Consider the following 21,153-nt stretch of genomic DNA (forward strand, 5'->3'; position numbering starts at 1 on the left):
AATAAGTTAATCCATGTTCTCTTGTAAATGGCAGATGAAAAAATTATCTAATAGCAATTTTTACCAAACTCAACTTAAGGAAGCAACTATTCGCAATCAAGTTTGATAGAAAAATTCTTTACTATCCTTTTCCAATACTTATTATATCATATACTTAAGTGAGGTATAATTATGTATTTAGCTCAGTGGGAACAATTATTCAGTTCAATAGATAAAGGCGATTTAATTCGCAGAATACAAGAGAAGTTAAAAGAACAAGATGAAGGCGTATATAAAAAATGGCGTCAAAATAAATATGAAGTAAGTTATCTGTTCACTGTCACGCTTACCGATTATCAAGATTGTAAAAAAGTTACATTATTGCACATAGCTGCTCGTACTGGTTACTTAAGAATAGTTAAGTATCTTATAGACAAAAAGAGGGTTGATCCTAATGTAAGAGATGATCTTGGCCGTACTTCTTTACATGATGCCGTTGAAGGTGGTCACTTAGAGATAGTTAAGTATCTTGTAGATGAAAAAGGAGTTGATCCTAATGTACAGAGTAAAGATGGTAATACTCCTTTACAAGATGCCGCTGAAGGTGGTCATTTAGAGATAATTAAGTATTTTATAGATGAAAAAGGGGTTGATCCTAATGTGCAGGATAATGAGGGAGGTGGTACTTCTCTGCACGTAGCTGCTTTCAATGGTCGCTTAGAAGTAGTCAAGTATTTTATAGATGAAAAAGGGATTGATCCTAATATACAAAATGAGGAGGGTAATACTCCTTTACATGCTGCTACTGAGGGTGATCATTTAGAAGTAGTTAAATATCTTGTAGATGAAAAAGGAGTTGATCTTAACGTGCAAAATGAGGCTGGGGATACTCCTTTAGGTATGGCTATTTTTGACGGTCACTTAGAAATAGTTAAATATTTTGTAGATAAAAAAAATATTGACCTCAACGTGCAGGATGGGTATGGCAACACTCTTTTACATGAAGTTGCTGAATATGGTCATTTAGAAATAGCTAAATATTTTGTAGATGTAAAAAATGCTAACCCTAATTTACGAAATAATAATGGCGAGACTCCTTTACACTTAGCTGTTTACAATAGTCACTTTGAAATAGTTAAATATCTTGCAGATATAAAAAATATTAACCTTAATCTAAAATGTAACAGTGGCTATACTCCTTTACATAACGCTGTTATTAATGGTCATATAAAAATAGTTAAATATCTTGTAGATGAAAAAGATGTTGATCTTAACGTGCAATGTAACAGAGGCTGCACTCCTTTACACTTGGCTAAGCTCAATGGTCACTCAGAAATATTTAAGTATCTTGAGAGTAGAGAAAAAATTGATCTTAATATAAAGGATAATCTGGGCATGATCCCTTCAGAAACTCCTGAGTTTTTTCCAGAATACTTAAAACATACTAAATGTGATAACAGTCCTTGCAACGTTTCTTCACATTTTGCCACCAAAGATAACGAACTTGCTGTTGAAGATAATATATTGTACACAGTACAAAAAATAAAAGGACCTTTATCTAGCACTCAAGAAGGGATAAAACAGCATTCAAAAGTTTCAGAAACTACTAATAAAGCAGTGAAAATTAGTTTTGCTGTAGGTATAACAACCATGCTGATAGTTGGATGTGCTGCTGCTAGTGCTGGATTATCAGTATTGATTATAACTGGCATATCTTTAACTGCTGCATTGATAGCTGGAGGAATTGCTTATAGTATTATGCATAAGCCTGGGTGTAAGCTAAACGAAACGGATGTAGGCAAAGTAACTCAACGATCATCATGTAGATCATGAGTATTGGAAAATTAAGTATAGAAGGGTTATTGATGGATTTTCTGTATGGCTAGTAAAACAATATGAGGTAGGAATATGATACATACGTGGTTAGGGATATTAGAAGAAATAAGTACTGGTAATGATTTAGGTACAAATGACGTAATTAAAAGAATAAAAGAAAAGTTAGAAGTAGCAGATCCACATATATATGAAGAGTGGAAAAAAACTAACTTTGACGTAAATAATATAATAAATTTTGAGCAATGTACACTGGTACATTTAGCTGCTAGCGTTGGCTGTACAAAGGTAGTAAAGGCTCTAATAGAAAACGGAGCTGATGTTAATGCAGTAGATAAGCATAAGAGAACTCCATTACATTTAGCTAGTTGGAGTGGTCATAAGAAGGTGGTGGAAACTCTAATAAAGAATGAGGCTAATGTTAATCTAGTAGGTCATGAATTTGAAAAAACCCCATTACATTTAGCTGCTGAAAACGGCTATACAGAGATAGTAAAGATCCTAATAGAAAGCGATGCAAATGTTAATGCAATGGACAGAAAGAAGTTAACACCATTATACTTTGCAGCTAAGGGTGGTCATAAAGAAGCAGTATATGCTTTAATGAAAAATGGGGCAGATCCTCTATTAAGAAATAAGAATAAAACCCTAAGATACTTAGCTAAAATTGATAATTTAAAGCAGAATCAAGAAGATGATAGGTATGAGTTACTCAAATATTCATTACTATGTCGTGATAGCCGTTCTTTAGTTGATATTCTTGAAGAAGATACATTTGACGATTTAACATGCGCATGGTCCGGTGAAGTATTGGATTTAACGCCAAGTCAAAATGAATTAAATAATGAATTATTGAGTATCCTTCAAGCTTGCCCGTCTTTTAACGACGAAGGTGATTATGATGAAAATGGCTATATTGCAAGACTTAAGAAATTTTTAGAAAAAAATCAAAGCAATCAAGATCTAAAGGTTGTTCTCAATCTTAGAAGAGGAGAATCTAAGTTGACAGTATTGCATGCAATATCAAGCATCGCTTGGGTAGAGAAAGAATATGATGATTCTGTGGCGTTATTTGTGAGAGCAGGAGCTGATCCTAATGTAAAGGATGATAGAGGAAGAGTACCATTACATTATGCTACTGGTCTTAACGGTATAGATTTCCTACTAAACGCAGGGGCTAATCCTAATGTACATGATAACGAATGGAAAACACCTTTACACCATATTGCCAATACTAACTATAGTTGGTGTGTAGACTTGCTGCTAGAAAACGGAGCTGACCCTAGTATGTGCGATAAGCAAGGAAAAACTCCACTTGATATTGCAATTGATAACCGCAACTACTTTGTTGAAGAATATCTTTTAACTAATGAGCAAAAGATACTGCAACAAGAGTTATATAATGTTTTGGATGAAAATAATCCTCCTTCTCCGAATAGATGTCTTATTAAACTAAAAAAGTTTTTGGATAAACATAGGAATACTCAAAATTTAAGTAGAATTTTAAATCTTCATGAAGATCAAGGGGAGTCCCAGATTTTTCAAATTATCAGAGATGCTTTTCATAGTGATAAAACTGCTTATAAAGAAGCGGAAAAGTTATTGTTAATAGCAGGAGCAAAGGATTTTAAGGAGTTAGGCAGTAAAAAAACTCTATGGAATAATTTAATATTAAATCAGCAAGTAATGTTGAAAACGTTTTTAGATGAAGTAGATGCGGCTCAAGATATGAATCAACTGGAAGAAGTTGTAAATGAAGCTATAGAATGTGGGGTAAGGTTTAATTTTCCTCATCAAGGAAAGCTATATAGGAAGATGCATGAGAGTAAGTATAGCTTTATGGATTATGTGATAAAAAGAATTAGTGAATTAAAGAAAAATCCTGAAGTTGCTAGTAATATAGTATGTGGCTTAATATCGAAAGGGGCAGTGTTATATAATATAAACAGTATGAATGTACTCAATATGCTAGAGTCAGAATTTAAAGACCACAAAACCAATATGATAGAAGCTTATGAGTATTCTATCCAACTTACTTTGGATTTTATGGAAATTGTTAAAAGTGCATCCACTGGTGAGGTGAAAGATGCAAAAATTGATAACTCTACTCTCTATTTAGAATATTCAAAGGACCATACGCGTCAAGTTAAGGAAATAAAGGTATGAAAGAGATAGAATAATAAGGTATAAGTTCTCCCAGAAATACTTTTAGTGAGAGAACCAATGAATAAAATAACTAGCTTATCAAAAAAGCTCAAAGAATTTTTTAATGAAAAAGCAGACAAAATCTCAATTACAACAAGGTTTATAAAAAGAAAGAGAAAGCTAAAAGGTTCATCGTTCGTAAAAGCCATGGTCTTGGGTAATATAGGGGTTGATAATTGTAGCGTAGAAACAATGTGTCAATTACTAAACGAGGACTCGATAGATATAACAAAACAAGGTTTGGATTTTAGATTTACTGAAGAAGCAGTGGAATTTATGAAAAGGATGTATAATGAATCTGTGGTTCTCTTCAAAAATATCTTGCAAGTTGATTGCAAAATCTTACAGCAATTTAATAGTGTTAAATTATTGGACAGTAGCTATATTACTCTACCTAACAGTATGGAAGAGATGTATAAAGGTTATGGTACTAGCTACAGTGGCTATGAAAGCAATACTAAGTATGGAATAAAGTTACAATTAGTTTTCGACTACATGAATCAGATAATAGACCAACTTAATTTAACGGAGGGAGTAAGATCAGACCAGGGATATAGGAAACATTTAAGTAATATATTAAGCAATGATTTGCTAATATCTGATCTCGGTTATTTTGTGCCAAGTTCTTTTAAACAAATCAATGAAATAGGAGCTTATTTCATAAGTCGTTATAAATCCGATACCAACATATATGATGTAGAAACAAATCAAAAAATGGAGTTATTAGAATGTTTAGAGGATAAGTTATTTTTAGAAAACGAGGTATTGTTAGGAAAAGAAGCAAAAATTAGAGTAAGAATTATATGTCAGAAACTAACTGAAGAACAGTCTATGGCCAGAAGAAGGAAAGCTAATAGATTAGCAAGATCGCAGGGATATACATCCTCTAAAAGAAATCAAAAATTGTTGAACTGGTCAATATTTATAACTAATGTTCCAGAAAATAAAATTAGTGCTGAGCAAGTATTAACGATTTACAGAGTAAGGTGGCAAATTGAGTTATTATTTAAATTGTATAAAAGCCATATCAGACTTGATAAGCTAAAAGGAAAGCCATGCAGAGTATTATGTGAACTATATGCTAAATTGTGCGCAATTCTTATATTTCACGGCATAGTTGGTTGCACAGAAGTGAAAAAGAATACAGAACTTAGCTTAACAAAGGCATTTATTGAGCTAAAAAGGCGGGTTAGAGAGTTATTTTTAGCACTAAAGAATAAAGTTAATAGTTTGAAAGTTTTTCTTAAAAAGCTTACCATAACTTGGTCTCGATTTTCATTAAAAGACAAGTACAGAAAAACTAGAGTATCTACCTTAACTTCCCTGAATTTACTTACAATCTCTTAACTTGACGCGTATGATTCAAAGGACAGTACGATACATATTGCAAAAATTACAGATGGAGCAAGGGATTTAGAACTTACTGAGGGAGAAGTAGGATACGGAAGAAATATAATAAAGATTGGTAATAGTGAAGTGGAAGTTAAAAATGAAGAAGGTATAAGGAATTACACAGATCTTACAGAAGGTAGCAATATAGTATTAACTTTTTATACTAGTTTGGGAGAGATAGACGTTAGGCTGTATCCTGACGTACAAGATAAAAGCAGAATTATAGTAGAAGTGAGTAACAAAAAGGAAATATTAGAAAAGTTCAAAAATTGTAAAGAGGAAATAGGCGAGGATTGCGCACTTGGTGGGTATTGGGTTTACGATGCTATTGAGCAGGGATATTTTGAAAGGCCTGAAAAGTTTATGCATTCTAGCCAATTAGTACAGCTAGATCAAAGCTATAAACTCAAGGCTACAAATCAACAGTTACAACAAGATTTATATAATATTGAATCTAATATTATAAAAAAAGAAAAAGACTTTGATGCAAAAACTCATCTGATAGACATTTTTAAGATTTTACATAAGTTACTTAAAGATGAAGAAAATACTTCTAAAGCAGATTTGGTGAATGTGGCAGAAAAACAGAGTAAAAGACTTGGGCTGGAAGGTAGATACAACTGGAATGAGATTTTTGATTTAGAAAAGAAAGTTTCTCAAAATGTAGAATAGAAGGGAAATAACTTACCGCTTAGTAATGATAGAAAAGTCAATGATCATGAAAATCAAATGCAAGTTGCAAAGCAACTTCAAAAGGGCTTATGCTTACCAAGATGTAATATGAGCGAGCTAAGAGTAGAAAAAGCGCCTAACCAACATAAAGCATTGCTTGTAAAATGAATCATTGCTAACTTTGAGCAAAATATGGCCATTTAAAAATTTAGGTGAGCAATAGACTTTTAAAACCCTCATGATGCACTATATCCTTGTTTATAAGAATGCTTTGCATGAAATTCTTCTATATCTTGGTAATTTTAGTGTTGTAATTTGATTATAATTTTTACATAATATCATGAATTTTAAATAGGAGGGTTTATAATGCCAAGGAAAAAAGTAGAACGTCATGCTACAATACTTAAGAAGCTACAAGATAATGTTAGACATACGGATTCTAATGTTACTGCTGGAAGACGCTTAACTATTGAAAGGTGGGTGAAAACCTATATGAGACAAGTGGAATATCTTAAAGATGATGGGTTACAATTTTTGTACAATGTATTCCAAGACGAAAGTTGTTGGTCAGGTACAAAATTGAATAATACAACGTTAGGTCAGAAGCTAGTTGAAGAAAAAATAGGTGGAATAAAGAATCCGCTTTCTAGATATGATATAGCATGCAGGTATTGTGTGATAGATAAAATTCCCCAGCTTTTTCAAGAGCAGCTTAATTCCTATAGAGCTAGCTTCTCTGCTGAAGAGCTGGATGATGATAGTAAGCCTGCAACCCGCAACGATAAGTATGTAAGAAGTGAATTGTTGAGCTATATGAAAGGGCAAGACCCTGTACTTAGCTTTTGGATTGATAAAAAATCTGGAGAATTTAAGAAACATGATAATGCAGTAGAGGGTTTTAATAAAGCTGTAGAATTTAAGTGGAGTGAAGGAGTAGAGTATTTTTATAACCATTTAAAAGAAGATGATAAAAAGAAGAAAATTACTGAAACAGTTACTGCTTTGTCCTCTGTCCAATGTAACCATAACGGTACCATTATTTTAGATTTTTGTTTTCACATAATGAGTGATCAAGAAAAGTGCAACCTGTCAAAAAAAGACAAAGGAGTATATTCGCTTCTTAGTCTATTAATACGCCATGGCTTTTTTGATACAGTTCAAATTATCACTCCAATGTTTAAAGATAAAATACTAGAAGAGAAAATAATTTCATCTCAGGACTATACTCTTCTCCTTTATTCGCTTTCAGACATAATACTTAAAAATCCTGAGTTAAGTACTCAAGCTAGGAAAATCATGATGGACCTTATAAAGTGTGGTAATTTCAATAATCATAAAGGAAAAGAAGAAAAGGCTGCAGTTTTTTTCTTCGGCGGGATAGCTCCAATCGATTATGCACTTTCAGGATTGATTATTGACTGGGCGAATGATAACAAAAGAGATAGCGCTACAAATGCAAAAAAGAGTGAAATACTAGAAATACTGCAATTTGCTAAGAAGTTTTGTTCAGCTACAGACTTTAAAAATTTTGAAGAGTCTATAGTTAAAAATCTAAGAATGATTAGCAGAGTTGGTATGAAAGATGATATATACTATGACGAGTTGGCAAAAAAGCTATTTTCTGAGTTAGAGAAGAAGTCACCTTTGCCATCTAGAGATAGTGATCCACAGCCTATGCTAGAAGGTGCTGGAGTTAGTGATTTTTCTGATCATAGAAGATAGAGGTATTTTATGCACAATACTGGTTTAGCTAGAAATTTACTTGATGGAAATTGTCAAGAGTTTATAAGAGATTTTAGATCCTTTCTTGGTCAGTGCCCATCTTTTTTGCATTCTGTTGGCAAAGATCGTTTTTTTCCTGCATTCTTTTTTGGTATGCTTGCTACCGCACATGATTCTGGTGTTGCAAATAATGAAAGGGTTTTCTTTCGTTTTGATAATGATCCAAATAATCGTGGAAAGGGAAATTTAAAAATTGCTATCCTAACCAATAAGAGAGATAGAGAAGGGTACAGGACTGTAAAGTGTTTTACTGTTTCTGATAGGGAAAATAGCCCTGGCTCAAGGTTCAGTCAGCAAGAGAGGCAGCAAGTAGAAGCACTACTAGATGGACAAGATGATTTTGTTTTTGAGGAATATAAGATATTTGCGTGGAAGCAGAATCAGGTGGATGAAGATGAAGTAGAATGTAGGAGAATTGAAGATGGAGAATTTACCGCAAACTCAGCATCCCCATGCAATGGTTTTGACGAAATTACCAGAACACCTGGGCTGCAAAATAACCGTATACCAAACTTGATAAGTAACCTGGCAGACAATGATGCAGAAAACGTAAGGGGTTCTACAAGAAGGATTTTGCAGTATATTTTGGATACATATGATGGGTATTATCAGTTACTTAATGACAATAATCGCCCATTAAATTTTAATGGCATAGAGTCTGATCACCATGGCTTTTTGTCAGGCTTTTTGATGAACTTTGGGCATCGTCACGGAGCTGGCGTTTACCTTGAGCTATTTGTAGGAGGTGGGTATACGGATATTACTTTTCTTGTGCGTGGTGTGCAAAGATTGGGGGATTCTGTGTCTATCATAATTGAGCTTAAAGCAGGAAGAAGAAGTGCTGCAGATGCGTTAGAGCAAGCAGAGAATTACGTTAACAGATGCCCTATTTCATCACTGTCTATCCATACTTCATCAGGTAATGCTGTCTGTGTAGGATTAAATTTTGATCTTAATCGTAGACGTTTTTCGTCTAGCGTAGAAGATTTCTTGGAAAGAGAACATTCTTTGGTAGAAAGGTTATTCGAGCCTGTTGGTAACAGAGAGATTGAAGAGAATGTTGAAGATTACCTACTTTATCCAGCTTTTGGTGTGCCTGCTGTACCAGGTATTAGAAATAGAGATGGCGTTAGTGCCAGAGATAGAAGGGTATTCCTCTATACAACTGGATTTGCTTTTTCAAATATTGCGTTTGCAAGGGGAACTGTGCAGATAGAGCAAAATCGGATCAGAGTAACTAAGTATTTATTTCGCTATCATGACGATGATATGATGTTAGGTCCGCAAGGAGGAATTTCACAAGTAAATGTTGGTGATCGTGCCTTAACGATGGTTCTACATGTGTTACGAGGAAGAAATCAAAGAGAAGAAGTTGTTGTATTTAATGTTCATCATACATTAGCTCATCAGTTTCCTAACATAGGTTTGAATCTACCGCAAAGCTGGAAAATGCTCGTGTATATGAGCTAACATGCAGCTTAAACCCAAGCAGAAGGGATCAAGATAATCTTGGATTAACTGCCAATCTAAGACAATTTAATCCACCTAATAATTATCAACAGAGCTTTAACAATGTCCTTTCTCAAGGCCAGCATTTGCGGATAGGCGGTGTTAATAATGTTCACAATGCTGCAAAAATAGTAATGAATACTGGTTGGCAAAACGCTGACAGATATAGAGAGTTGTTCCAAGCAATTTCAAATGTGTTACATCCAGATCAGCAAAATAATGCACAACTTCAATCATTAAAGTGGGTAGTAGACAGGGATCATGCTGGAGAAGCAGGATTTCATTCTGTACTGCACGGACTATTTTATATCTGTAACAACCCTTCCAGAGTAATAATTGAATTTCAGTTAGGAGGAGGAGAAAAGTTAGACTTAGTATTATTACGATCCATGGAAAGTAGAGGTGGTACTCATCCAGTTGGAATGGAGTTAAAATTTGCTCGTGCTGCAGGCGATCAACAACAAAGAAGAACAGAAGCAAGAAATCAAATAGAACATTATGCTCAGAGTGGAGGGTATAAACGTGTTACTGATGGGGATGCAGCAGTTTTATCAGATGTCATATTTAATAATGGTGCACAAGGACCAAATACCCTTCTATCAGCTTGTAATGTTTTTCGTGTAATAGATTTAGGGCCTGGTACTGCAAATGATCTTCCTGGTAGATAAGAGCTATTAAATTTATATATTAAATCTTAGTTAAGTATTTTAAAGGCATTAGTCTACTGCGCGTAGTAAAAATTAACCGTAATTGTTTGTTATAGGGGTTTTATTTAAGTAGCATTTTGCCTTTTTTGGATCTAGTAATTTCCTATGAATTGTCTTCTTGAATTCCATGGTATTTTGTTTAACATTGACACATGAGTCTGGGATCCAGTTAAATTTGCGAGTATAAAAGTAATGTTAAAATATAACGTTTCTTATGATGATGGGAAAATGGATGCCAGTGTCTGGGCACTGGCATGACATCTTCCTACAGAATAATGTTCGTACAGCTGTGTATCACATGCTGTAATGACAACAGTAAATGACATAGCGAGATATCATCTACTGGCACTTACATTACCAATCCCAAGAAAGAGGTGAACTTGAATCTGTTGGAATCTCGAAGGATGGCTGTGACACTATCTCTTTTATCTCATTTCTAAGCCATTCACTACCTTCTTGCCCAGCATCCGTGATAGCTTGCTTGAAACTGCTCTCTAGTACAGCTTTAGCAGCTTCAGTGACGTGACCATTACCATTTATAGCATTTCCTATTGTAGTTAACTTACCTAACTCAGTTCCTAGATCGTCAGGCATCTTATCAGTTTTAGCCTTTATAGCAATGACATCAGCTCCTAAGGTATCTGTAATCTTATCAGTCTTAGTTTGTATTGCAGTAACCTTGTCTCCTAAATTAGCAGCATTTGTAGCAGTTTCTATAGAAGTTACTTTAGCTGTTAAGTCAGCTGGAATAGTATCAGTTTTAGCCTTTATAGCAATGACATCAGCTCCTAAGGTATCTGTGATCTTATCAGTCTTAGTTTGTATTGCAGTAACCTTGTCTCCTAAATTAGCAGCATTTGTAGCAGTTTCTATAGCAGTTACTTTAGCTGTTAAGTCAGCTGGAATAGTATCAGTTTTAGCCTTTATAGCAATGACATCAGCTCCTAAGGTATCTGTGATCTTATCAGTCTTAGCCTTTATAGCAGCAACATCAGCAGTTTTAGCCAAAGGAGCTAGTTCAGCAGTTTTAACTAAAGGAGCTAGTTCAGCAGATTTTGCTAACTTACCTAATTCAGCTCCTAAATCGTCAGGCATCTTATCAGTCTTAGCCCTTATTGCAGTAACATCAGCAGTTTTAGCTAAAGGAGCTAGTTCAGCGGTTTTAGCCAAAGGATCTAATTCAGCAGTTTTAACTAAAGGAGCTAGTTCAGCAGATTTTGCTAACTTACCTAACTCAGTTCCTAAATCGTAGGGCATCTTATCAGTCTTAGCCCTTATTGCAGTAACATCAGCAGTTTTAGCTAAAGGAGCTAGTTCAGCAGTTTTAGCTAGAGGAGCTAGTTCAGCGGTTTTAGCCAAAGGATCTAATTCAGCAGTTTTAACTAAAGGAGCTAGTTCAGCAGATTTTGCTAACTTACCTAACTCAGTTCCTAGATCGTCAGGCATCTTATCAGTTTTAGCCTTTATAGCAATGACATCAGCTCCTAAGGTATCTGTAATCTTATCAGTCTTAGTTTGTATTGCAGTAACCTTGTCTCCTAAATTAGCAGCATTTGTAGCAGTTTCTATAGAAGTTACTTTAGCTGTTAAGTCAGCTGGAATAGTATCAGTTTTAGCCTTTATAGCAATGACATCAGCTCCTAAGGTATCTGTAATCTTATCAGTCTTAGTTTGTATTGCAGTAACCTTGTCTCCTAAATTAGCAGCATTTGTAGCAGTTTCTATAGAAGTTACTTTAGCTGTTAAGTCAGCTGGAATAGTATCAGTTTTAGCCTTTATAGCAATGACATCAGCTCCTAAGGTATCTGTAATCTTGTCAGTCTTAGCCTTTATTCCTGATATCAGATCTGTTCCGACTTGAGTTTTTATGGTAACTAAGTCAGCGCTTAAGTCAGCTGGAATAGAATCAGTCTTAGTTTTTATTGCACCTACGTTAGTTCCAATACCTAATAATGTAGCAATTGCACCTCCAGTCATGAAGTTTTTTGCTGTAGCACTGTAATCTATTTCAGCAGCACCATTAGGTTCATACCTAAAAGTGTTGAAAACACTAGTACTATCTACACCAAAGGTATACTTATTCTGTGCAGCATCTTCATAAATTATGCTTTTAATGGTAGGGGATACTACATTTGCTCCAGTACTGTCTTTAAAAGTTAAACTAGCCATATCACTTTCCGTTAATTACAAAAACCATAATGTGCATGAAAATAATATAAATTCCGTAAATACTAGATTTTGCATAAGATTTCCTTGAAGCTTTTCGCTTCAGAATTCTTCTCTTGTGATCTAAGTATGTAGCAGACGATGTCATCCTAGTAGCCCCTTTGGTGTTATTACAGTGCTTGACACTGGAATCCATTTTTCCATCATAAGAAACGTTGATTACTTTTATACTAGCAAATTTAACTGGATGCCAGTGTCTGGGCATTGGAATAACAAAAAGAGGGCAGGGCCCTCCTTGTATATTAGATATAGGCTGAGTTATGATCGTGATAAACGTGATCGCTTGCGCAGTCGAACATTTTCACAAAACCATTCTCTAGATAGAGATTATATTCATGATGTTGATCTAATAACTCAAAGTTATCTTGTGTTTCTAAGCTGAAGTGACTTGAATCTGATAGCAATTCGTAATTTGGATTATCTATTTTACTAATGCTGCTTATTACTTTGCCATTACCATTTGATATAGCCAAACTATAACTATCACCATCCTTCATTATTTTGATGGATACCTTATCTTCAGGTAACACTATAAGCTTTTTCGTGTCACTATCGTGAATTAGAAATTTGCCATCTTTAAAGTAATACTTGTCTTCCGGCAAAGCACCAATCTTATAATCCGATGTATGCAGTTTGTTCCAAAAATCTAACACAGATTGCTTATCTGCTCCTTCTGCTCTATTATACAAGGCTTTCACATCATTATAATCTATGATTACATTTGCCTTATGCTTTCCTTCTACATCTCGATCATAGCTCTTTTCTATTTTCAAGATTGTGTCTTTCAACACTACCTGCTCTTTCTCCTCCACTGAAGCTGACCTTTTTGCCCTTGTTGGAATTTGTGGTTGATCAGACTGTATTTCACTATTGTCGTTTGATACAGTTCTCTCTTCAGCAACAACATTAGTAGTACTATGAACTTCTGTCTTAGTTTCACTTACTTGCCCTTTTGGACTTTCGGTTTCCCTTGTGTATATCCTTTGATAGTCAGTGTAGCCTCTATTAGTGTCACCGATATCGCCACTGCCTTGATCAAAAGTTATTTTTTTGCTTCCATTTCCCATATTCTCAATTTCAACTTGAGGAGAAACAGATGCGAGGAAATCAGTATAGCTGTAGTTATAATCAGCAGAAAAGAATATTTGCCCTTTGAAGTTATGGAAGTTATTAGATAACATTCCTATTTCTTCATCAGTATCACCATCAAATAGTTTTACTTTAGTGAAATATCTTTGATTGTTGATTCTCACTATTTCACCACTCGAGTTTCTTTGTATCTGATAATCATTTGGATCATGTTTAATGGTAAAAAGTTTACCAGGGGCATATTTTTCTAAGTTTATAAGGCCCACATTTATATGTTTATGAGAATAATCTCTCTTTTCATATTCATGTGCAAATACTGGGTCAATATATTTGTATTCGTCTGGTATGCTACTGTATTCTCTTCCTTCAGAATCAGATGGTGCTAATTTATATTGTCCATCTTTTTCCACCAATTTTAGGTGAGTAACATTGCCTGGCAATTGAAACCTTACGTTTTTTCCATGATCATGAATGAACAAGTTACTTTCATTTATAACTTCACCTCTTTCATTTTTCATCTCTTCAGTGATATAGAAGCCCATATTTTTGAATGCATGTAGATTTTCGCCTCCTTGCTTTACAACCGCTTCGTATACATCGTCGTCTGTTCTATCAGTCCCTTTATCATCCAATAATGTTCCTTTTTCTACGATTACGCCGCTTTCTCTTTGCTCATCAGAATATTGAGCATGCTTTGAATCCTGATGATTTAGAATTTTGGTCCCTCTAAGAAGTAGAGAATCTAAATCTTTTTGAATGTGTCCAGTGCTAGGATGCAACAATTCATTTTCATGTAAATGTGCTTCATCAAAGTATTCATCACGTTCAACTGTTCTGCCATCTATTAGAGAAGCTTTATAATGACCATTTTCTTTTGTAATAGCCATATAAGCACCACCGTCATATTGAGTATTCAAGTTGTGCAATATGTCCTCAAAAACAAAAGTTTCTTTAGTTTGACCTTCAACTTGCTTAAAAAAGCCCGATTCGCTCGACAACTCTCCAAGCTTTGTATTCCCATCATATATAGATAGTGCACCCATATCTCCGTGACCAAGAGCTTTGATAGAGAAAACTTTACCTTCTTGTAGATTAATATGAGCACCTCTGATTAGGTTTGGATCGATATTAACCATCTCTTCTAACATCTTTTCTACGTCAATGTTCTGAGTTTCTTTTACTTGTTTCAAGCCAGCGTTTATGGTTTTATCAAGCAAATCATCTTTCAGTTGTGTATATTTGTCCTGTGTAGCATTATATAATCTCTTATCTTCATTATGATAATTAGTGCTGGCTGAATTGCATTTTTCTACAAATTTCTCATAAGAGATCTCTCCTCTTTTGTATTGCTCGTATGCATCATGACGCTGTGTTTCTTCCTGTTCACGAAGGCTTTTCAACACATCATTATATTTTATATCCTTCTGCTTATCTAAGTCTTCTTTCCCATCATAGTAAGATTTTCTAAGATCTTCACCATATTTTGATAATATCCTCAAAGCTTGCATTTTATACTCTTGACTGTTTTGATATTCATTACCTTGTTGATCAGAGTAAGTCAGCTTAACCTGCCCATCAGTAGTTTTTACTGCCTTTAAGAAATGATATTCCTTTGATATATCGAGGGTATCATTTGTTGCCCTATTAACAGCACGAGCATAATCGTAAAATGACACATGCTCTACAGCAGAGAAACTTCCAACGTTTTCTCCATCTATTTTTTCTATATTTGCTTTATAATACGATACATCTTTAATTTCTCCACCCACTATTTCTTGACCAGTTGCTATAAAATCTCCTTTTGTAACTTGCAAAGCGTTGAGATGTTCCATTGCAGTTTCTGTATCATTCTCAGCAAGCCAACTTTTGAAGTCAGCATCATGTCCTTTTATGTCTTTCAAGAAACTTTTTGATTCATCTGAGTTACCTTGACGTAAAGCATCTAGGTAGTCTCTTAATAAACTAGGATCTTTTTCCTGTAAGTACATTATCAACGCATGACCAGTTTTATACACTAAACTGTTTTCTTCACCACTGGCTGAGTATTGTAAATTTAAAATTCCACCTAGATCCAAATTTGCGGCTTCAGTTTTATCAATGCTTGACCCTTGAGCATTGAACTTGTGATCTGAATGATGTTCAAAGTAATCTGCAATTCCCTCCATTAATACTGTAGGTAGAGATTTTCCTCCTGTAGCCAAGTAAGTTAAACCATGTGCAAATTCATGCTGAAGGTTATGAACGCCACCTTGCTGATAGACATACATCTCAGCAAAAATATCAGCTTCTCCTTTGTAGTAACATTTACCACCTTCATCTCCAAGGTAAGAACCAAAACGTTCGCTTCCACCAAGGTGAGTGTAATCAGCCTTATCATCAAACACATAAATTTTGAACGTTTGTTCTGAGCTACCAGGCTCCAGCTTAAATGCATCTTTAAAATTAGTAGCTGTTTCTCTTATCTCACTTTCAATGTGAGCAACTTTACTTGCTCTTAAATTATGAGAATAAACTTCTACTTTAATATTTAAATCTTTAACTTCTATGATATGCTTATTGTTAAAGTATTCTTCTTTAGTTATATTTTTATTTATTTGTTGATTGATTGTCATAATTCTAACCTCTAATTTATTAGCCTTTACAATATCAAGCATAAAGTGACTCATCTGAAAAAAACGTAAATTCTCATATTGGTATAATTTATATCTTAATAAAAAAGTATAGATAGTTAACTTAATATGTAACATTTAGAATGTGGCTAAAATTCTATAGCTAACCTTAGGTGGCTGCTAACAAGTAACGGGATTATAAATATTAAGAAATTTATCAATTTTAAAAAAGGCAAAAAAATCCCTATGTAGCGAGTTTTATAATGTAAATTGATAATGTGCTAACAAGCGCGATTTGGCTGAATGTAGAAAAAATAAAAAAAGCCGCTATAATTTTTATGTAATCTGCCAATAAATATCTGAGTTTTTTACTGAATTTTTGTTGTTGAACCCAAAAACAAGGATAAATACTCTTATTGGTATGATAAGGAAAGTGGGAAGGTTTGTCAAGGAATTTCATTCAACAAGAAGTCTAAAAGCAAATTGACTTCCATTCCACTGAAGCACTATACTAAAGCTACGATGGGTAATTAGCTCAGTTGGTAGAGCACTTGCTTGACGTGCAAGGGGTCGCTGGTTCGAGCCCAGTGTTACCCACGATTTTTGCTCATAAAAAGATTTTATATGACAGCAGTGCACAATGGCAAACACTCAATAGCAGAGTCCAAGCGCTTAATTTATTCCATAATAATAGTCGCAATAACAATGCTTATGGAGATAGCAGGTGGAGTAATTTCACATTCGCTTGCTCTACTATCAGATGCAGGGCATATGCTCACTGATCTTTTTGCCTTGATTTTAAGCTGGGTAGCGCACAAATTTTCAGCTAAGAAATCTGATTTACAGAGGTCATATGGGTATCACAGATTGCAGATAATTGCAGCATTTGTTAATGGTTTAACTCTATTTTTCATTGCAGCAGTCATTATAATTGAATCAATAAAGAGATTCATTTGTCCGGTTAATGTTGAATGGAAAGTAATGCTAATAATTGCCACACTTGGCCTGATCTCTAACATTATAGTCTTTTTTATATTACATAGTAAATGCGAAAGTAATATAAACATAAAAAGTGCTGTATTGCATGTTATCGGAGATATTTTAGGTTCTGTAGCTGCTATACTTGCATCCATAATTATCATGTTTACCGGATGGCAAATAGTGGACCCTATTTTGTCAGTATTTGTCAGTGTAATAATCTTAAACAGTGGCTATAAAATTCTCAAGAATTCTTGCCATATACTCCTTGAAGGTACACCTGAGAGTGTATCTGCTGAGGAGATAAAAAGTGAGATTGTATCTAAGTTACCTGAAGTGATAGATGTGCATCATATACATGCATGGTCACTATCTGATAATTATTTTATACTTACTATGCATGCCAAGATAAAGCAAAATGGACAACACACTAATATTTTGTATGAGATAAAAAAAATACTATTAAATAGGTTCGAAATTGCGCACTCTACAGTTGAAATTGAATACGATGAGTGCGTAGACAGTAAAATACTTAAGCATTGACATCTATAGGCTATTTGTTATTACTACAATATCATAATATTATAGAGAGTAGGCTATGATAGGTATTTCCCAAATACAATTTCCTGGAAAGGATTCTTACAGATTAAAGACAGCAAGTTACTTCGCAGCTTTTGTTTCTTTAAGCATTTTAGTTAATCCTGCCAATGTCTTTTTATCTTTTGCCACATTGTTTTTTAGATCTGAAATAAAAACTTTTTACGTTTATAAAGACATAAAAGCTGCAAAGCAGGAAAAAATAAGTAAAAAGGAATATTGGGAAATATTTTTTAAGGATAATAAAATTAAGATAGCATCTTTCCTTTTATTTTTTGCCTCTATAACATATATAACTTTTACAACTACTTTCCTGCTTGTTTCGTTACTTGCAACAATACCACTTGCAATGATTTTAATTCTATTACAAAGTGAATTAAGGCCAAAGGATTTTAATCCATTTACGTTACTCAAAGCTGCTATAAGTTTCTTTTTAGAAGGCATAAAAGAAAATACTCGCAGTATGACAAATAAGTTTGATGATACTTATGAGCATTTACTGCCCCATCAATTGAATGACGATATTAGTAATAATATTGGTAAGTTAATACGCAAATATGATCCAGTACCAGAAGACACTATTAATAATGAGGGATTTAAAGAGTTTATTGAATATATAAATCACTTACATATGCTTGATGGCCAACCATTTAGTAATGAGAATAAGGGAAAATTAGTAATGTTTTTGCAAGATTTTTGCAAAGGTAATGAGAAACATAGCTCTGGTTTCACTGGTGGACAAATTCTTCTGTTAGTTCTTAGAGCCTGCAATGATGGAGATAGAGAAGCTGTAAAAAATAAAAAAGACGCGTTGATTGCAAATTTACTAGATAGCCAAACTTTCTCTAGAAAAGAACGAATTCCTAACACATGTTTTACTGGTGTTATCTACAGAATGTTAAGTACATTAGAGGGTATTCATTCCGATCCAGAGATTAAATTTACACCACCTAGACAAATGCTCCTTACAGAAGCAGAAAATGAAGCACGTAAGTTTATGTTAGACAGGCTAAAAAATAAGAAGAACAGTAAAGAAATTCTTAGGGCTTGGCATAACGCCCAAAATAATTATGAAGATGATAAAAGTCAAAAAATAGTTGATGATTTTATTGCAGAAGTAAGCGTTCCTTTAATGAGAAGGTTGCTAAGTTTTACTTCTCAGTATAGTGAACAAATTGTGCTGACGTTAATGAAAAATATTAACTCTGTAAAGTTAAATAAATTAGAGCACTTTGCGCTGTCTCAGCACATAACAAATAAACTACAGGGGGATGGTTTAGACGATCAACTCGAAAACATCAAAGGAAAAGTCTTTTTGGAGCTTTTAAACCAAAATTTACTTAGAACAGATTTTTTTCTCAAGGACTCATCTTTAACTGAAGCTAAGGGAATAGCTGACGAAAGAATAAAAGAAGAAGTAGAGAAATTTAGGTCAGAAACTGCTGAAAAGGCTAGGAAAGTTAACCCTATAGAAGCTCAAATAGATGCTACATTGCAAAATCTGTCAGCCTTGCCACGAGAAAGGAAGTGTTGCATTGCATATAACAGACTAAATGGACAATATAAAGGTGATGAAAGAGAAATAATGGAGAACATCTTACTAAAAAAATTAGAGATAACGAAAGAAGAAATGAATAAGATGCTAGAAGAGTATGATATACGTAAGCTAAAATTAGCACTTGATGATGCATGTAAAAAAAGTGGAAAAAACATGGAAGAAATAATAAAAGAAGTAGAAGAAGTGGTCTCAAGTCGTCTCTCACATGGAGTATCCGCTAGTAATGTAGCAGAAGGAATGAGACAGTATCCGTTCAGAGGTGTGGCTTAAGAGACAATAGATAGAAGGTTTTGAAATGGATTTAACTTTTTTTGCCTCCAAGTGAGATACAACGAAATTATCCGCTCAAGGAATCTATTCCCTCGCTCTGACTGTGCAAAATATGAATTCTTACGATAGACAACATAATGCCGTATTTGTCGCTCAACATGATTATTCGTTAATGGAATATTCTCTGGATCATCCAAAAATGTCCACATCATTGGCTCGGATTTTATAATACCCTTTACCGTTCGTGAAGCTCCTTTTGCTTCAAGTATATAAGATATTTTTATCATGCAGTACTGCATAAATCTTCGTAACTCTTTAGCTTGCTTAGTGAACTTTGAAATACTAATTTCATTTTCTGACAAAGCGTTTTTTAATGTAAATAATCCATTAGCTGCATCTTTTAAACAATGGCCAAGTCTCATTACTTCACTATTCCAGCTATGAGATACCGTCTTGTTAGTCAACATAAAAATTTCCTAAATTGCATCATAAAACCAAAAAAAATACTTCCAATTCACAATCTGTGTAGCAGTACACAGATTATAGTTAGTGTATATGTTGATAAGTAAATTTCTGCTGTTGTGTATATGTAAAATCAATTTACTTATCAACATACACTAACCAGCAACATTAAATAAATTTGTGTAAGATACTATTTCACATAAGATGTGATGGAGCACTTTTTGACTTTAAACTTCAGCTAATCTTCTAGCCTTATAATTCTTGATATGATCTGGATCAAAAGCCTTCCTTGAACTTAAAACACCAAAAACTATATGGAGTAACTTGCGCATTGCAGCTCCTACAATGGCCATGTTATGCTTGCCTTTCTCTTTTAACCTCTTACAAAAAGTCATAATAATAGGATTATGCTTTATGTTATATTCCGTGGTATAGTTCCAGCATATGATGCCAATTGCCTGGCATTTATAAAAACTTTTATATCAGAAATTTCAGCTAAAATAGCTACTGCTGATTCCTTTCCTATGCCTGGAACAGTTAATAGTAGCTGAAAATCTTCCAACAATTCTTTGTGTTGTTTTAATAGTTCATGTATGGAGTTTTTTATTGTTTCTATTGATTGCTCTATGTTCACTGAAAGATTTTCCCAAACATTTACAACTTTTTCAGGCAGTCTCTCTTTCTTTTCTAAATGATTATTTACTAATGTTAATTCATTTTTTAACGCAGCTGAACAACGATAAAGATGTTTTAATTTTTTCTTTTCAGAAGAAGGTGGTGTCCAACGTGTAGGTTCCTGTCTTTGACAATAATCTGCTATAATCTCTGCATCGCTCTGATCATTCTTTTGTCGCACAAGCTTACTCCTTGCATAAGATTTTATGCAATAAGGATTTACTACACTAACAAAATATCCAGCATTGTGTAGAAATTCAGCCAAAGCTTCACTATAACAACCTGTAGCTTCCATACAGATTGTTACTTGCTCCACATTATGTTTTTGTAAAAAATCAAGTAGACCTTGAAACCCAGAATCATCGTTTTTAAAATTCCTTTTCTTAGTTTCGCGTTTCCCTTTTTTACTTATGAAAGAAAGAAAAACATCAAAGCGATCTTTTGATATGTCTATACCTAAAAAGTTGTTGATCATTTATAACTCCATACGTTACCATTTAAAATGAAAAGTAAGGCTAACCTTGTGCATACAGAATTAGAACCATTTAGGTCTTTCTAAGATACCGTCCAACCTCTACTTTTGAGAAGGGAACTCTTTTCTCTTGGACAG

Annotated in this window: 10 protein-coding genes, 1 tRNA gene and 3 pseudogenes; 10 read left to right on the plus strand and 4 right to left on the minus strand. The window is 34.1% G+C overall.

All coding sequences use genetic code 11. The features are described 5' to 3' along the window. The first annotated feature begins 171 nt into the window (after window positions 1-171). From ABWU45_RS07125 to ABWU45_RS07155, 7 genes and pseudogenes are all read left to right on the plus strand, one after another. Window positions 172-1,812, plus strand: coding sequence for an ankyrin repeat domain-containing protein (locus tag ABWU45_RS07125; RefSeq protein WP_353278335.1), 1,641 nt, complete (start codon window positions 172-174; stop codon window positions 1,810-1,812). Between the two features lie 75 nt (window positions 1,813-1,887). After that, a complete protein-coding gene (locus tag ABWU45_RS07130; protein WP_353278336.1) occupies window positions 1,888-3,978 on the plus strand; it encodes an ankyrin repeat domain-containing protein in 2,091 nt (696 codons plus the stop codon). Window positions 3,979-4,035: 57 nt separating this feature from the next. Next, entirely contained in the window at window positions 4,036-5,364 is a 1,329-nt protein-coding gene (locus tag ABWU45_RS07135; RefSeq protein ID WP_353278337.1) for an IS4-like element ISWen1 family transposase, read from the plus strand. A gap of 15 nt (window positions 5,365-5,379) precedes the next feature. Further along, a pseudogene (locus tag ABWU45_RS07140) lies at window positions 5,380-6,081 on the plus strand (hypothetical protein); the annotation flags it as partial. 366 nt (window positions 6,082-6,447) lie between these two features. Beyond that, window positions 6,448-7,803 (plus strand): hypothetical protein, encoded by a 1,356-nt coding sequence (locus ABWU45_RS07145; protein ID WP_353278339.1) that lies wholly within the window; start codon window positions 6,448-6,450, stop codon window positions 7,801-7,803. Window positions 7,804-7,812: 9 nt separating this feature from the next. After that, on the plus strand, window positions 7,813-9,333 hold the full coding sequence (locus ABWU45_RS07150; RefSeq protein WP_353278340.1) for a hypothetical protein: 1,521 nt from the start codon (window positions 7,813-7,815) through the stop codon (window positions 9,331-9,333). Between the two features lie 125 nt (window positions 9,334-9,458). Beyond that, the gene (locus ABWU45_RS07155; protein ID WP_353278341.1) at window positions 9,459-10,040 is read left to right on the plus strand and encodes a hypothetical protein; all 582 of its coding nucleotides are present in this window, start codon (window positions 9,459-9,461) and stop codon (window positions 10,038-10,040) included. Window positions 10,041-10,433: 393 nt separating this feature from the next. Here the strand turns inward: ABWU45_RS07155 and ABWU45_RS07160 are convergent, their stop codons facing one another. Both ABWU45_RS07160 and ABWU45_RS07165 read right to left on the minus strand, forming a co-directional pair. Then, entirely contained in the window at window positions 10,434-12,248 is a 1,815-nt protein-coding gene (locus ABWU45_RS07160; RefSeq protein ID WP_353278342.1) for a hypothetical protein, read from the minus strand. 299 nt (window positions 12,249-12,547) lie between these two features. Then, window positions 12,548-16,048 carry a peptidase M2 gene (locus ABWU45_RS07165; RefSeq protein WP_353278343.1) on the minus strand — a complete coding sequence of 1,167 codons (3,501 nt, stop codon included), beginning with the start codon at window positions 16,046-16,048 and terminating at the stop codon, window positions 12,548-12,550. Window positions 16,049-16,527: 479 nt separating this feature from the next. Between ABWU45_RS07165 and ABWU45_RS07170 the strand changes: the two genes are divergently transcribed. From ABWU45_RS07170 to ABWU45_RS07180, 3 genes are all read left to right on the plus strand, one after another. Then, window positions 16,528-16,600 (plus strand) — tRNA-Val (locus tag ABWU45_RS07170). Window positions 16,601-16,627: 27 nt separating this feature from the next. Next, window positions 16,628-17,524: a cation diffusion facilitator family transporter gene (locus tag ABWU45_RS07175; protein WP_353278344.1), complete on the plus strand. Its 897-nt coding sequence runs from the start codon at window positions 16,628-16,630 to the stop codon at window positions 17,522-17,524. Window positions 17,525-17,579: 55 nt separating this feature from the next. Further along, window positions 17,580-19,406: a hypothetical protein gene (locus ABWU45_RS07180; RefSeq protein ID WP_353278345.1), complete on the plus strand. Its 1,827-nt coding sequence runs from the start codon at window positions 17,580-17,582 to the stop codon at window positions 19,404-19,406. On the opposite strand, the pseudogene ABWU45_RS07185 reads toward ABWU45_RS07180, so the two are convergent. Beyond that, window positions 19,403-19,855 (minus strand): annotated as a pseudogene (locus ABWU45_RS07185) (IS66 family transposase); the annotation flags it as partial. The gene ABWU45_RS07180 and the pseudogene ABWU45_RS07185 overlap by 4 nt on opposite strands. A 240-nt stretch (window positions 19,856-20,095) precedes the next feature. Further along, window positions 20,096-21,018, minus strand: a pseudogene (locus tag ABWU45_RS07190) (IS110 family transposase). Window positions 21,019-21,153 lie beyond the last annotated feature (135 nt).

The organism is Wolbachia endosymbiont (group B) of Longitarsus flavicornis, from assembly GCF_964028135.1.
Taxonomy (GTDB): domain Bacteria; phylum Pseudomonadota; class Alphaproteobacteria; order Rickettsiales; family Anaplasmataceae; genus Wolbachia.

Excerpts from the sequence above, each read along its gene's own strand:
- ABWU45_RS07125 (WP_353278335.1), top strand. The coding sequence starts at position 172 with ATGTATTTAGCTCAGTGGGAACAATTATTCAGTTCAATAGATAAAGGC.
- ABWU45_RS07130 (WP_353278336.1), top strand. The coding sequence starts at position 1,888 with ATGATACATACGTGGTTAGGGATATTAGAAGAAATAAGTACTGGTAAT.
- ABWU45_RS07135 (WP_353278337.1), top strand. The coding sequence starts at position 4,036 with ATGAATAAAATAACTAGCTTATCAAAAAAGCTCAAAGAATTTTTTAAT.
- ABWU45_RS07145 (WP_353278339.1), top strand. The coding sequence starts at position 6,448 with ATGCCAAGGAAAAAAGTAGAACGTCATGCTACAATACTTAAGAAGCTA.
- ABWU45_RS07150 (WP_353278340.1), top strand. The coding sequence starts at position 7,813 with ATGCACAATACTGGTTTAGCTAGAAATTTACTTGATGGAAATTGTCAA.
- ABWU45_RS07160 (WP_353278342.1), bottom strand. The coding sequence starts at position 12,248 with ATGGCTAGTTTAACTTTTAAAGACAGTACTGGAGCAAATGTAGTATCC.
- ABWU45_RS07165 (WP_353278343.1), bottom strand. The coding sequence starts at position 16,048 with ATGCTTGATATTGTAAAGGCTAATAAATTAGAGGTTAGAATTATGACA.
- ABWU45_RS07175 (WP_353278344.1), top strand. The coding sequence starts at position 16,628 with ATGACAGCAGTGCACAATGGCAAACACTCAATAGCAGAGTCCAAGCGC.
- ABWU45_RS07180 (WP_353278345.1), top strand. The coding sequence starts at position 17,580 with ATGATAGGTATTTCCCAAATACAATTTCCTGGAAAGGATTCTTACAGA.